14 protein-coding genes and 1 pseudogene are annotated in these 13,738 nt (G+C 69.8%); 11 read left to right on the top strand and 4 right to left on the bottom strand.

The window, feature by feature from the left end:
- Nucleotides 1-49: 49 nt before the first annotated feature.
- Nucleotides 50-607 carry an SMI1/KNR4 family protein gene (locus tag ACIBBD_RS11510; RefSeq protein ID WP_399419130.1) on the bottom strand — a complete coding sequence of 186 codons (558 nt, stop codon included), beginning with the start codon at nucleotides 605-607 and terminating at the stop codon, nucleotides 50-52.
- Nucleotides 608-870: 263 nt separating this feature from the next.
- Between ACIBBD_RS11510 and ACIBBD_RS11515 the strand changes: the two are divergent.
- The 5 genes and pseudogenes from ACIBBD_RS11515 to ACIBBD_RS11535 form a co-directional block, all read left to right on the top strand.
- Nucleotides 871-1,002: pseudogene (locus tag ACIBBD_RS11515) on the top strand (hypothetical protein); the annotation flags it as partial.
- 96 nt (nucleotides 1,003-1,098) lie between these two features.
- Nucleotides 1,099-1,473: a hypothetical protein gene (locus ACIBBD_RS11520; RefSeq protein WP_399419131.1), complete on the top strand. Its 375-nt coding sequence runs from the start codon at nucleotides 1,099-1,101 to the stop codon at nucleotides 1,471-1,473.
- A gap of 16 nt (nucleotides 1,474-1,489) precedes the next feature.
- On the top strand, nucleotides 1,490-2,131 hold the full coding sequence (locus tag ACIBBD_RS11525) for a hypothetical protein (RefSeq protein WP_399419132.1): 642 nt from the start codon (nucleotides 1,490-1,492) through the stop codon (nucleotides 2,129-2,131).
- A gap of 661 nt (nucleotides 2,132-2,792) precedes the next feature.
- Nucleotides 2,793-3,500 carry a barstar family protein gene (locus tag ACIBBD_RS11530; protein ID WP_399419133.1) on the top strand — a complete coding sequence of 236 codons (708 nt, stop codon included), beginning with the start codon at nucleotides 2,793-2,795 and terminating at the stop codon, nucleotides 3,498-3,500.
- Nucleotides 3,501-3,589: 89 nt separating this feature from the next.
- Complete coding sequence (locus tag ACIBBD_RS11535; protein WP_086754387.1) at nucleotides 3,590-4,231, top strand: hypothetical protein; 642 nt, start codon at nucleotides 3,590-3,592, stop codon at nucleotides 4,229-4,231.
- A gap of 29 nt (nucleotides 4,232-4,260) precedes the next feature.
- Here the strand turns inward: ACIBBD_RS11535 and ACIBBD_RS11540 are convergent, their stop codons facing one another.
- Complete coding sequence (locus tag ACIBBD_RS11540) at nucleotides 4,261-5,382, bottom strand: IS630 family transposase (RefSeq protein ID WP_399419134.1); 1,122 nt, start codon at nucleotides 5,380-5,382, stop codon at nucleotides 4,261-4,263.
- Between the two features lie 130 nt (nucleotides 5,383-5,512).
- Between ACIBBD_RS11540 and ACIBBD_RS11545 the strand changes: the two genes are divergently transcribed.
- From ACIBBD_RS11545 to ACIBBD_RS11565, 5 genes are all read left to right on the top strand, one after another.
- The gene (locus ACIBBD_RS11545; RefSeq protein WP_399419135.1) at nucleotides 5,513-6,001 is read left to right on the top strand and encodes a hypothetical protein; all 489 of its coding nucleotides are present in this window, start codon (nucleotides 5,513-5,515) and stop codon (nucleotides 5,999-6,001) included.
- A gap of 309 nt (nucleotides 6,002-6,310) precedes the next feature.
- Nucleotides 6,311-6,811 carry a hypothetical protein gene (locus ACIBBD_RS11550; protein WP_399419136.1) on the top strand — a complete coding sequence of 167 codons (501 nt, stop codon included), beginning with the start codon at nucleotides 6,311-6,313 and terminating at the stop codon, nucleotides 6,809-6,811.
- 605 nt (nucleotides 6,812-7,416) lie between these two features.
- Complete coding sequence (gene panD / locus ACIBBD_RS11555) at nucleotides 7,417-7,836, top strand: aspartate 1-decarboxylase (RefSeq protein WP_399419137.1); 420 nt, start codon at nucleotides 7,417-7,419, stop codon at nucleotides 7,834-7,836.
- A gap of 73 nt (nucleotides 7,837-7,909) precedes the next feature.
- Nucleotides 7,910-8,257 carry a GNAT family N-acetyltransferase gene (locus tag ACIBBD_RS11560; RefSeq protein ID WP_399419138.1) on the top strand — a complete coding sequence of 116 codons (348 nt, stop codon included), beginning with the start codon at nucleotides 7,910-7,912 and terminating at the stop codon, nucleotides 8,255-8,257.
- A 4-nt stretch (nucleotides 8,258-8,261) separates the two neighbouring features.
- On the top strand, nucleotides 8,262-8,894 hold the full coding sequence (locus ACIBBD_RS11565) for an aspartate/glutamate racemase family protein (RefSeq protein WP_399419139.1): 633 nt from the start codon (nucleotides 8,262-8,264) through the stop codon (nucleotides 8,892-8,894).
- Between the two features lie 501 nt (nucleotides 8,895-9,395).
- On the opposite strand, the gene gndA is transcribed toward ACIBBD_RS11565, so the two are convergent.
- A complete protein-coding gene (gene gndA / locus ACIBBD_RS11570) occupies nucleotides 9,396-10,835 on the bottom strand; it encodes an NADP-dependent phosphogluconate dehydrogenase (RefSeq protein WP_399419140.1) in 1,440 nt (479 codons plus the stop codon).
- 279 nt (nucleotides 10,836-11,114) lie between these two features.
- Between gndA and ACIBBD_RS11575 the strand changes: the two genes are divergently transcribed.
- The gene (locus ACIBBD_RS11575) at nucleotides 11,115-12,371 is read left to right on the top strand and encodes a transglycosylase family protein (protein ID WP_399419141.1); all 1,257 of its coding nucleotides are present in this window, start codon (nucleotides 11,115-11,117) and stop codon (nucleotides 12,369-12,371) included.
- Here the strand turns inward: ACIBBD_RS11575 and ACIBBD_RS11580 are convergent.
- Complete coding sequence (locus tag ACIBBD_RS11580) at nucleotides 12,361-13,524, bottom strand: DMT family transporter (protein WP_399419142.1); 1,164 nt, start codon at nucleotides 13,522-13,524, stop codon at nucleotides 12,361-12,363. The genes ACIBBD_RS11575 and ACIBBD_RS11580 overlap by 11 nt on opposite strands.
- Nucleotides 13,525-13,738: the final 214 nt, after the last annotated feature.

Here is a 13,738-nt window from a genome sequence, read left to right on the forward strand (position 1 = left end):
GGAGGGCCCGCCGTTTCGTCGGCGGACCCTGCTTCACACTTGTGGTGGTCTATGCTGCGTCGTACCACTCTTTTCCCTGCACCCAGTGCTTCACCCATCCCGCAAATCCGGAATGTGCGGTGGTGTAGCCGAACTGTTCCCCGAAAGGAACGGCTCCGGCCTCGCTGATCATCCAGATGTGGCCTCTGGAGTCCCCGGTGACTACGAGATGCCAGTACATCCCACAGCCGTCGGTGCCGAGAACAACGGATCCATGGTCATACACGTCTTCCTGGAAAACTGCTGAGCCTGAAGAGGGCTCCGGCTCCGTCGCCCAGAACCATGCCTCTTCCAGCGGGAACGGTGTCGTGAGAATGCGGCGTGATCCGTCATCGCCCCAGTCGCTTGGAAGTGTTCCCAGGGGAAGCAGTCCTGACTCCGGTGGACCATCTTTACAGCCATTGCAGATCTCGGCGACAAATGTGCGATAGGGTTCCGGCAGTTGAACGCCCATCTTCTTTTCGCAGGCATGTAGCGCGGACCAGCCGAGTGGTGGCTCGTGAGGAATGGTTTCAAAGGCTCCACGTAGGGCAGCGAGGTCATCTGCGTGTGCGTGGTCGATGCTCATGACCCATCTTTATCATCTGTGTTCTGCTGGTGAATATTGAGCCGGCGGTCTATCAACTGAGGACAGTGGACATCGAGTCGGACACGGGTACGTGCGCACGAGTCCACAAATTTGATCGAGTGACCCAGTCGGCCGAGCCTACTCGTTGAGTAGGGAAGCCCCGCCAATCCGTGGCGGGGCTTCCCGCGTTCTGACACCATCACCGCGACCGCCGGCCACCCCTCTGAGTCCCGGAGCTGAAGAAGTGGCTGAAGGCCGGTGAGCTGAAGCCCGGCCAGTGGCTCCAGACCGGCTCCGGCACATCGGTCCAGGTCGACGCGGTCAGCGCATGGACACAACAAGCCGCCGTCTACAACCTCACGGTCGACACCACGCACACGTACTACGTGGCAGCGGGGGCGACTCCGGTCCTGGTGCACAACTGCGATCTCGCCCTTGGGGGGCGCACCAAGGGAACCGGGGAGTGGGCGGAGCGCAAGGGATACACCCACATGCTGGCCAACCCCGACGACGGCTGGAAGGCTCCCGTGGAGCGAATGATCGGCGACCCCAACGTCACTCTCCGCATCAACATGAACGGGTGGGAAACGGATTTCGATGGCGCGGTGAGGAACGGTCTCAAGGGGGGCCTGGCCACGGAGCTCGAGATGAGCTGGGTCGCCAGGGCAGTGGCCAATGGTCAGCGTTCATGGGATTCCGTGCACTTCTACACGGGGGTTCCGGGCGGAAAGATCGTGGATCTGCCACGGCCTCCCGAGCCCGACTGGTCCAGCTTCGGCGACCTCAAACCGGTCAAGAGTATGTTCACCCTGTGTAAGTGCGAAGGGGCGGTTCCCTGGGATGAACAGCGAAAGGTCGTCGAATGAACCCTGGAATCCGGCGGTGCTCTACCCCGACCTCGACATGTCCGATGGTCTGGCCAGGGCACTGAAGCGCCGCGCTGCCGGTCTCCGGCTGGCCCTTGACGGGCTAGTCGAAGGATTCGCCGGGGCGGATCTCGTGACCGACCGCGGCACTGTCTCTGTCTGGGTCGGGGCCGAGGAGAGGGTCTTCGGTGTCAAGATCTACGAGCCCGGGGTCGTCGAATGGGCGGCCGGAGCGACCGAGAACGTTGACCAGGCACTTCGGGCGGTAGCCGCCTGGCAGGGTGGCGAGCCCCTCGACGACTTCGTGGCGGAGTTCCCGTTCATGGAGCCGGGGAGGCTGGCGCGTGCCTTCGCGGAGGGAAGAGCCGCCGAGGCCCAGTGGCATGACCTGCTGGATTCGGTTCACCCCACGGGCGGCCAGCGGCTTCTCGTTCGTCTCGCTCCTTTCGGTGAACTGCGGAGTTTCTATCCGGAGATCAGCTACGGTGAACTCCGCTTCACCACGCCCCCGCCCAGGCATGACGACCGGGTGTTCCGCGTTCGGAGCGACGGGCCGGGATTCCATGTTGAGGAGTCCGGGCCGGAGCGGCGGGAGTACGCCCTCGACGCCATCGACGAAGTAGCCCGCCACATCGTCGAGTTCTTCGCCCCCAGCTGATCGAGTTCTCTCAAGTGAGTGCGGAGGCCCCACCGGACGTCGGCGTCACTCCGGTGGGGCCTCCGGCATGTTTGACGCACGGCGTTGTCGAAGCAAGATCCGACTCTGCCCATGGACTGGACCACGCCGAGCCTTCGGCAGGCCCGCCTGAACCGCCGCAAGCAGTGATCGCTGCCCCTGTCCGTGCGCCGCTGGCGGAGGTCCTGCCGCTGGCTTGCGAACGGGTTCCTCGGCGATGAAGTCCCGGCACACGAAATCCGGTGCGGCCGGCCACTTGCCCGTCCTCGTCAGCGACCGGCGGCGGCGCACCTTCCGTCCGGCCAGCCCGAGTTCGGCCATGACCTTCGCGACCGTGTTCACCGATACTCGCCAGCCTCTGCCCGCCAGCTCGACAAACACCTCCGTCCACAACTGCGATCTCGCCCCTGGGTGGCGCACCATGGGAACCGAAAAGTGGGCGAAGGGCAACTGCCTCGTGCTGATGGGAATCTCACCAGCCATAGAATTCTCAGCGAGAACGATCGGCTCGGATACGCGTTCCGGCACGACTACAACAAGGTCTTCGACTTCCCTGGCCGTGGTACGAGGAGCGGGGACCAAGGCCCCGGCGAGTGTGGGGTGACGAGGAGTGGTAGGAACGGCTGGGGAGATCGGCTACGAGGTGGTCGACGACGACTCGGAGTCGGTCCTGATCCAGGCTCGTGAGGTGCGGAACTTCTATACCTCGCACGCGGTTCCGGAAGACGAGGCAGTGCTCCTGCGGTTCGACGGATGGCAGGCGGTGAGCTGCAGTCCCGCGATCTGGGGCGCGAAGGTCGATCTCGGCAACGTCTGGATCGTGATCCTGGACCACAAGGGGCGTCGTATCGGCAGGTACTACATGTCGGTCGCGACGGGATACGGCGTGAAGGACGACGGATCGCTCGAGGTGGGAGGAATGCTCGTCTGGCGCCCCGGGGCCGGCTCGGAGGCCATGTGGGCGGAACGGTGGCGCGGCGGCCCTGAGCTGCCTGGATCCTGGCTTGCGTACACCGGGGAGCAGCGAGATGCGTGGCTGGAAATCAGCGTGAACCACGCCACCCATTCCGCTCGCAACGACGACCCCGCAGGTACCGAATACGAGGTGGACGGACGCGTGGTCGGCGACCTCCGGGACTTTCTTTGCGCCATCGGAGAGGCGGTCAACGGTCCCGGCGGATACTTCGGCCGGAGTCTCAGTGCCTTGGCCGACTGCTTGGGCGGAGGCTTCGGAGCTACCGCTCCCTTCACCCTCAACTGGCGGTACTCGTCCGAGTCGCGTGAGCGTCTGAAAGGGGACTTCAGGAGGATCATGGACGTTCTGAGCCGCTGCGACGTCCGGCTTCTCTAGTGCTCTGACCGCATACCTTCGCCGGGTTGGGCGGATGTGGGGCCATTAATGCCAGCTACCTGGAGGAGGCATCCGCCTATGCTCGGCTCGTGCAGCCGCTTTCCGACCGCAGCAATCCGTTGATCACGGCGTTCCCAGCCGAGCTTGCAAGCGATGCCGAGGCAGTCCTGGCGGTGATGCCTGATTCTCGGCTCCAGCCGCATGCCTCGTTCTCGGTCGCTGTCGAGGGCCAGCAGGTTTTGATCCCCGGGCGCCTCTACAACGACGAGCCGCCAACTGACAGGGTGGCGTCGCTTTCGTCGCGCCAACAACAGCTTCTGCACTGCCTGTACTCAAGGCACTGCGACGGCATGGTCAGGCAGCGCCACCTGGAGAAGGTCGTTGGTTACACGGACCCATGGGTCGTCCCCTTCGTCGTGCAGCTGGTTGGCGAGTACGTCTTGGAGATCCTGGTCGTCATCTGCGATGAGCTCCGTGATCTCGCCACGCCCGGCACCTACGGCCACCTCGCTTACGGGCAGTTCCTTGTGGACAACGCTGCCTTCTTCGCACGCACTCAACGGCGGGTCGTGAGCTACTGGAGCTGTTACTACCGGGGCACCTACGCGAGTTTTCGGGGCTACCCGGGGTGCACGATTCTTGACCTCCTACGGTCCGCTGCCTCCGACAGAGCAGGACATCCCTGGCCCAACCTCGCTCCAGCTGGCGCCAGGGTGGATGGCTACTGCTAGAACCCGGCCGGGCAGGGTCGCCGGGCTGGTCAAGCGGCATCGGCGAGGGGACGTCCGCCCCAACGGAGGCCCTTCTCGCTGCGGATGCGAGCGCGCTCGCGGCGCTGGGCTGCCAGCACGTTGGGGTGCCGGGCATTCGCGTTGCGCCAGCGCAGATAGGCGTGCAGGTCCCGGGTCTGCACGGTGTGGTTGCGGTGGTTGGAGTTGGCGATGGTGAACTGCCGCAGCGGCCCGAAGTGCGCCTCGATTGGGTTGGCCCAGGACGCGTATGTCGGCGTGAAGCACAGCTCGACTCGGTTCTTCTTCGCCCAGCGGCGGATCGTCTCGCCCTTGTGGGCGGACAGGTTGTCCAGGATGACGTAGATGGGGGCGCCGTCCGGTCGGGCAGCCCGGACCGATCTGAGCGCGGCCAGCGTGTTCGCGGCGCCCTTCTTCCGGCGGTTGACGCCCCAGAGCGTGTCGTCACCAACCGAATAGCAGCCGTGGAAGTACCTGACGCCATGCGTGCGGTGGTAGGTCGCCGGGTGCCGCTCGGGGTGACTGGCCGGGGCCCAGCCCGCACCGCCGGTGGGGCGGATGCCGAGCGGGCCGAACTCGTCGAACGCGAAGACCCGGTCCGGGAAGCGGTCCAGGACCTCCTCGATCCGGTCCAGCTTTGCCTCGCGGTCGGGGTCCGGGGACTCCTTCCACGTCTTGGTGCGCTGGAAGGTGATGCCGCGGCGGGCGAGCAGACGGCGTAACGCCTCGCGGCCGATGCGGATGACCCGCCCATGGACTTTCCGCAGGTGGGCCAGCAGTTTGCGGATGGACCAGCGAGTGAAGGGCTGGCCGAGCTTGTTGGGGCGGGTGGTGGCCGTCTGGATGACGAAGTCCTCGTCGTCAGGGCTGAGCAGGCGGGGACGGCCTCCCGCCCACCGAGGGTCCAGACAGGCCAGGCCGATTTCGTTGAACCGGTGGATCACATCCCGGACGGTGCCGTCGTCGGCCTGCACCAGCTGGGCGATCACCGGGACCCGGTTCCCGCCGGCCGACGCCAGCAGCATCATCGCGCGTCGGAAGCGGACCGAACTGGTGCTGCCACGACGCACGATCTGCTGCAGCTTCTGCCCCTCCTGGTCGGTCAACCTGCGCACGCGGACAGGCTCAGCCACCACACCCCCAGCACTCGGATCGGACGTCACGCAACATCCAACCGCCCCGACCACCAACCCGGCGAACCAATGTGGTCAGAGCACTAGCCCCGTCCGCGTGAGTGAGGTCGCTGCCGGAGACAGGGAGATCATGAGGACGTCACTGCTTGAGCTCGCACGCCATGACTGGTCCGCACTCCGCTGCGGATGCGGGCAGTCGGGTGCGCATCTGACGGAGACGTTCAGGAGGCTCCTGGACGCCCGGAGCACGCAGGAGACGGTCGGGTACACGCTGGAGAACCACCTCGAGGTCCAGAGCATGCTCTTCGAGGTGGCCCCGCATGCCGTACCGGTGATGCTCACGGCGCTGGGCGAAGATCTGCACGACTCCGTCAGGGGCCACTTCCTGGGGATGCTGGAGTACCTCGTGACGGGGGAGTCGCACCAGAGCGAGGTCGAGGCAGGCCGCCCCGACCTGGAGGAGGAGTGCACAGCCGCGGTGCGTGAGGGCATCTGGGTGCTGTACGCCGAAGCCGTGTCCGGGCACGCCGAAGCCGCGTTCGACGTTCTGGAGTACGTGGACGAGAACGAGGAGCGGCTGGCGTACTACCGGTCCGCCCTTGCCAGGCGCCTTGAGTGAAGGGCGAGGAAGGCCCCGGCTCAGGCGCTCCCCGCATCAGGGGCGGCGAAGTAGCGGGCCCATGCCACGTCGATTGCCTGCTTGCCGTCGATCACCGCAAGGTTTTTGTGCACCGCGGCACCTCGTCACCGCAAGCCGGCTGGCTCTTTGCGCCGCCGTCGTCGCACCCTGCTCGCCGTCTCCGCCGCGCTCGTGGCAGCGGTGTCCTTGTTCCCGACTGCGGAGCGGGAATCAATGCAGGATGGGCGCCGAACGCTGTCCCAGGGCATTGATGGAGCCAACCACCGGTCCGATGAGAGGGTGGCAGGCGTGGGAAGTCTGTTGAAGGGCGTCGCTGGGGTCCGGTGGGGGGGACTGCGCGACGCGCAAGGAGCCCGCGCTGGAAGTATCCCGCCGCTGCTCTCCCGGGTCGCGTACGGAGGTGAGGACACCGCTCGCCTCGCGATCGACGAACTCGGTGATCGCATCTGCGCCTTGGGGTTCGTCGTCGGCGAGGCGACTGCCCCGACGGTCCCGTTTCTCCTTGAACTGGTCGGGGCCCCGCACGTGCCCTGCAAGGCCGACCTGCTGGACCTGTTGGAGCGAATCTGCCGGACCGAGAACTGGCACTCCTCCGCGGCGGCGGCCGGTGGCCCCAAGCGCACGGCCTTCAAGGAGCAGCCTGACTGGGAGGCCACCTCCCGGGCTGCGGTGCGCGCCGGCCGGTCGGTCGTCGAGGCCCTCGCCGAGTCGGTGCGGCCAGAGGAAGCCGAAGCCGCACGGGCACTGCTGCGGGTGATGGACGAGGTGCCCCCCTTCCCGAACGTGTGAGCAGCTTCGTCGGTGGAAGCGAACAGAACACGCTCGGAGATCGTCGCGGGACAGGCCTCAGACGCGCGGCCGGGGGATCGGCGACCCTGTCTGCACGCTGCGGTCGCCGCCGGACCATGGGGACGATGAGGACGCTCGCTTGTTCGGGTCGTCGGCGAAGCCCAGCCGTTGAGGTGGCTCGTGCACGTCCCGCAGACGTTGACGCCACAGCCGCACTTCGGTCCGGTGACGCCCAGGATGTCGCGCACCCACAGCAGTCGTACGTCGCCGACGGGGTTGCCCACGCCGAGCGGTCGCGACGGGCGCAACGGCGCTCTCATGTTCGTCCTCCGCGCATCCCTCGCTCCGATGTGAAGTGACCGAGATCTCGCTGCGACCCCGGGGTGCCGTTCCATACTCTGGTCACACTTGTCGGCCCCGGGTGAGGTGGAAGGCTCATGAAGAGTCTTCTCCATCTGACTGGGACCTGTCAGGAGACTCGGCAAGCGGTCGGCGTAGAACCTCCGTGACGGGCGGGCGTTGGACGGAGGACGAGCCGTTGTAGGCTGACAGAACAGCCCTTGACCTGCACAAAGCAGGCAGGGAGCGGATTTCGGGAGCATTGAATGCTGCGCACCATGTTCAAGTCCAAGATCCACCGCGCCACCGTCACCCAGGCCGACCTGCACTACGTGGGATCGGTGACCATCGACGCCGATCTGCTGGACGCCGCCGACCTGCTGCCCGGTGAGCTCGTGCACATCGTCGACATCACCAACGGGGCCCGGCTGGAGACGTACGTCATCGAGGGCGAGCGTGGCTCGGGGGTCGTCGGGATCAACGGAGCCGCCGCCCATCTCGTGCACCCCGGGGACCTGGTGATCATCATCAGTTACGCTCAGGTGACCGACGCCGAGGCCCGGGCTCTCCAGCCGCGGGTCGTGCACGTGGACCGCGACAACCGCATCGTGGCCCTGGGCGCCGACCCCGCCGAGCCGGTGCCGGGCTCCGACCAGGAGCGCAGCCCGCAGGCCGTGTCCGTCTGACCGACCCCGTACCGCGTGCACCGCGTCCACGGCGTCGGCGAACCCCCGCACCCATCGCACCAGGAGCGTGCCCATGAGCGACATCCGGATCCGCGACGACCGGGCGGCCGGCCGTCTCGAAGCCCTCGGTGAGGGCGGCGACGTCGTCGGCCGCATCGAGTACTTCGTCCTGGAGTCGCCCGGGCGCGCCCTGGTCCCCGTGCACACCATCGTCGAACCGGCCCACGAGGGCCAGGGCATCGCCGGCTCCCTGGCCCGCGAGCTGTACGCCGTCGCCGCCCGCGAGGAGACCCCCGTCGCCCCGCTGTGCCCGTACGTCGTGAAGTGGGCCGAGCGGCACCCGGAGGAGGCCCCGGTGGCCGACCCGGAGCTGCTCGCCGCCGCCAAGGACTGGCTGCGCGCCCACCCCGGCAGGTTCTGACCCGGTGCTGGCCCTCCTGCACACCTCACCCGCCCACGTCCCGGTCTTCGACGCCCTGCGCGACGAGGACCACCCTGGCCTGGAACTGAGGCACTTCGTCGACGAGGACCTGCTGTCCCGGGCCCGCGCACAGGGCCCCGACACGGTCGCCGACGACGTACGGGCCGTGCTGGCGCGTGCCGCCGCCGAGGGGGCCCGGGCGGTGCTGTGCACCTGCTCGACCCTCGGCGCGGTGGCGGAGACGGCCGGCGCGGCGGTCCCGGTGGTGCGCGTCGACCGCCCGATGGCCGCCGCCGCGGTGGCCGCCGGCCCGCGTGTCGCGGTCCTGGCGACCGTGGAGAGCACCTTCGGACCGACCGCCGACCTGATCGTCGAGGAGGCGCGCCGCGCGGCCCGGCCCGTCACCGTCCGCAGGATCCTCGTCGACGGCGCGTGGGACCGCTTCGCGGCCGGCGACGCGGAGGGCTGCGCCCGCCTCGTGGCCGACGCGGCCGACGCGGTCCGCGACGCCGACGCGATCGTCCTCGCCCAGGCCTCCATGACCCCGGCCCAGCGGCTGACCCGTACCCGGGTGCCGGTGCTGAGCAGTCCCCGACCGGGTCTGGCGGCGGGCGCGCGGGCAGCGCGGCACGGCTGACCCCGCGACCGGAGAGGTCCGGGCGGACGCACCCGCTGCCACCGGGGGGTGACTGTCCGCGCCACCCCCGGGTACGCGGGGGAGTAGTCCAGAGCCACGCTTCACCACTGGCCGGAGGACACGATGACGAACCCGTACCCCGACCCCGTCCAGCCCCCGCCGACGCCGGGCCCGGAGCCGTACCCCAGCCCGGTGCCGCCGCCCGAACCACCCCCGGGACCGGACCCGACCCCACCCCCGGCCCCACCGCACCCGGGCCCGCCCCCGCCGGACCCCTCCCCGTCCCCGATCCCCCCGGGCCCGGAGCCGGTCCCGAACCCGGAGCCCGGTCCTCCACTGAGCTGATCCCGGAGGCGAGAAGCGGGGGGGGGGGCGCGGGGGGCGCCCCCCCCCCCCCCCCCCCCCCCCCCACGGCCGCCAGGGGGCGGTACGGGCCGGGGAACCGCTCGGCCGGCCCCCGCCCGACCGCACCCGCGAGCGGTCGGCCGTCCCCCGCCGGCGCTACGCGCCGACCTCCGACCGGTCCCCGCCCCACAGGGTGTGGAACGCCCCCTCCCGGTCCACCCTCCGGTAGGTGTGCGCACCGAAGAAGTCCCGCTGCCCCTGTGTGAGCGCCGCGGGCAACCGTTCGGCACGCAACGCGTCGTAGTAGGCGAGCGCCGCCGCGAACCCCGGCGTGGGCACCCCCTGGAGCGTCGCGGAGACCAGCACCTGTCGCCACGCGTCCTGCGCGGCGGCGATCTCGGAGGCGAACGTCTCGTCCGACAGCAGGCTCGGCAGGTCCGCGCGCGCGTCGTACGCGGCACGGATCCGGTCGAGGAAGGCCGCCCGGATGATGCAGCCGCCCCGCCAGATCGCGGAGACGGCGCCGAGGTCGATGTCCCAGCCGTACTCCTCGCTGCCCGCGGCGATCTCGTGGAAGCCCTGCGTGTACGACACGATCTTCGAGGCGTACAGCGCCTGCTCCACCCGGTCCGCGAAGGCCTGCGCCTCCGCCTTGTCCAGCGCGGCCGGTTTCGGGCCGGCCAGCCCCCGCGAGGCGTCCCGCAGCGCCGCGTGCCCCGACAGCGAGCGCGCGAAGACCGCCTCCGCGATGCCCGACACCGGCACGCCGAGGTCCAGCGCGATCTGCACGGTCCAGCGGCCGGTGCCCTTCTGCTCCGCCCGGTCCACCACCACGTCCACGAACGGCTTGCCCGTCGCCGCGTCCACGTGCGACAGCACCTCGGCGGTGATCTCGATCAGGTACGAGTCGAGCCGGCCGGTGTTCCAGGTGCGGAAGACGTCCGCGATCTCCGCGGGGGAGTACCCGGCGACGTCCCGCAGCAGCTGGTAGGCCTCGCCGATCAGCTGCATGTCCGCGTACTCGATGCCGTTGTGGACCATCTTCACGAAGTGCCCGGCGCCGTCGGGACCGACGTGCGTCACGCACGGCGCCCCGTCCGCCGCCTTCGCGGAGATCTTCTCCAGCATCGGGCCCAGCGACTCGTACGACTCCTTCGAGCCGCCCGGCATGATGCTCGGCCCGTGCAGGGCGCCCTCCTCGCCGCCCGAGATGCCCGTGCCGACGAAGTGGATGCCGCTCTCACGCAGTTCACGCTCCCGGCGCCGGGTGTCGGCGAAGTGCGCGTTGCCCCCGTCGATGATCATGTCGCCGGGCTCCAGGAGCGGGGCGAACTCCTGGATCACGGCGTCGGTCGGCTCCCCGGCCTTCACCATGATCACCAGACGGCGGGGCCGCTCCAGCGCCGCCACGAACTCCTTGGCGGTCCCGGCCGCGACGAAGTCGCCCTCCTGCCCGAACTCCTCCACCAGGGCGTGCGTGCGCGCCGCCGTCCGGTTGTGCACCGCGACCGTGTAGCCGTTGCGTGCGAAGTTGCGGGCGAGGTTGCGGCCCATGACCGCCAGTCCCGTCACGCCGATCTGGGCTGTCGTGCTCATACGGTTGGCTCCTCAGGGTCCTGTGCTCGTCCTGTTCCGGTGCCGATCGTCCCGCCCGTGGCGCCCCGCCGACCACCCTGACGCGCCGGTGGCCTGCCGCACCTCCCGGCCGACACCGTCCCGGAGCGGATACGCACCGCGGGCGCCCGGTGCCGCACGGCGGCGCAACAGGGGGCGATTACCGGTCGAGTTGAGACAGGGCGGCCGATTGTCGTCTTGTCCCGGCCGGTTGGAGGCCCTTACTTTTGCCGCTCCTGACGCATGTCGAGGGGGACCTTCATGGCCGTACGCGGCCGGCACCGCCGGTATCAGCCGAACAGGATCAACCGGGCCTCGCTCACCGTCACGGCGGGCGGCGCCGGCATGGCCCTCCCGCTCATCGGTACCGGCGCCGCGCAGGCCGCCGACGTGGACACCTGGGACAAGGTCGCCGCCTGCGAGTCGAGCAACGACTGGGACATCAACACCGGCAACGGCTACTACGGCGGGCTGCAGTTCACCCAGTCCACCTGGGAGGCGTACGGCGGCACCCGGTACGCGCCGCGCGCCGACCTCGCCACCAAGGACCAGCAGATCGCCGTCGCGGAGAAGGTGCTGGAGGGCCAGGGGCCCGGCGCCTGGCCGGCCTGCTCGGTCCGCGCCGGACTCACCCGGGGCGGCGACACCCCCGACATCCACCCGGGCGGCACCTCCACCAAGTCCACCAAGCCGGCCAAGAGCTCGCTGAAGGACGTACAGCCGCAGACCACGCCCCAGTCGCGGGCGGGCACCGCCGAGATGTACACGGTCGTGCGCGGTGACACCCTGTCGGGCATCGCCGACGAGCAGGAGGTCCGCGGCGGCTGGCAGCGGCTGTACGCCGCGAACCGGGCGGCCATCGGAGCGGACCCCGACCTGATCGTGCCGGGGCAGCGGCTGAGGCTGAACGGCCAGGCCGGCGCCACGACCACGACCCCGGGCGCCACCTCCGGCTCCCGGACGGGGAAGACCCCCGACAGCAAGGAGAAGGCCAAGGGGAGTACGAAGGAGAAGGCCAAGGGGAGTACGAAGGAGAAGGCCAAGGGGAGTACGAAGGAGAAGGCCAAGGGGAGTACGAAGGAGAAGGCCGGTGGGACGAAGACGTCGAGCGGTCGCTCGCTCGTCGCTCCCGTCGCCGCCGGCCTGGGCACTCCCTACCACGCGACGGGCTCCTCCTGGTCGAAGGGCTACCACACCGGCGTCGACTTCCCCGTGCCCACCGGCACCTCGGTGAAGTCCGTCGCGGCGGGCACCGTGGTGACCGCCGGCTGGGGCGGCTCCTTCGGCTACCAGGTGGTCGTCCGGCACTCCGACGGCCGCTACTCCCAGTACGCGCACCTCTCGGCCATCTCCGTACGGGACGGGCAGTCGGTGGGCGCCGGCCAGCGCATCGGCCGCTCCGGTTCCACCGGCAACAGCTCGGGCCCGCATCTGCACTTCGAGGTGCGGACGGGGCCCGGGTTCGGCACGGACGTCGATCCGGTGGCCTATCTGCGGGCCGGCGGGGTCAGGATCTGATCCGCACGCGCTGCCGGTCGAGGACCGGCAGCGGGACGTAGGGGCCGCCGTAGAACAGCCCGTACAGAGGCAGAGGTTCGGGCGGGGCGGACGGCTCCGTCGCCGGCGCCGGCTCGTCCAAAGCCTGGGCCGGCACCAGCACGTCCGCCCGGACCTCCTCCCGGGCGCCGGCCCGGACGTCCGGGGCCTCTTCCAGGACCTCTGCCAGAGCTTCTTCCAGCCGCGAAACGACCGGCTCGACCGGCTGCCCCGGGGACCCGCCGGGCCGTCCGGCCGCGGCCGCGGGGCCGGCCGTCTCCGCCGCGGGCACCCGCTGCGTCCGCGGGCCCGAGAGCCGCTCGGTCGTCAGCAGGATCAGGCCACCGGCCGCCACCACACCGCAGCTCAGGGCGAGCGCGGTGCCCGTGCTGCCGTAGCGGAAGGTCTCGCCGAACATCGTGATCCCGACCGCGGCCGCGACCACCGGGTTCACCACGGTCAGCGTGGCCAGCGGGGCGGCGAGGCCGCCGCCGCGGTAGGAGGCCTGCGACAGCAGCATGCCGGCCGTGGCCAGCACACCGATCACGGCGAGGGAGGGCAGATCGGCCGTGGAGACACCGCCGGTCCAGTCGACCGCGACGGTCTTGGTGAACACCGACGACATGCCGAAGGCTATGCCGGACGCGATGGCCAGCAGCGTGCTGCGCACCGCCGGGTGCCGGTGCGCGGCCCGCCCGGCGATCATCAGGGCCACGACGGCGCCGCCGGTGACGACGGCCGAGCCCACCCGCTGCGGGGTGCTGAGCGACTGCGCCTCGGCCGCGCCGACCAGGGACAGCAGACCGGCCAGACCGACCGTCGCCATGATGGCGCCCCGCCAGGCCGTCGCCCCGGCCCTGCGGCCCACGAACAGGGCTGCCATCGGCAGCGCTACCACGATGGTCAGCGCGCCCAGCGGCTGGACCAGGCTCAGGGGACCGTACGCCAGCGCCACGACGTGCAGCAGCCCGCCGAGTCCGTTCAGCGCGACCGCCGCCCACCAGCTCGGCCGCCGCAGCGGCGCGTACTGTTCGTCGGGCGAGGACACCGCGACCTGCTCCTGCACGATCGCCCCGGCCGCGTAGGCGACGGCCGAGACGAGCGACAGGACCACGGACAACGCGAGGGCGCTCATGAGCTGCTCCTCTGCGTGAGGCTGGGGCCCGGGGCCCGGCGCGGCGAACGGTCTGCTCTCATACCGAACACGATGCCTTGTCGATCTGTTCCCGTCGTCGTCCCTGAGCACGCATTGGGTCCTACTACCGATGGAGTACGACAGGACCGCAGTCCTCCCCAAGGTGGGTGATCTGCGCCGGATTCCGGCCATGCCGGGGGCTCGCCGATCACCC

The organism is Streptomyces sp. NPDC051315, from assembly GCF_044455165.1.
GTDB lineage: Bacteria > Actinomycetota > Actinomycetes > Streptomycetales > Streptomycetaceae > Streptomyces.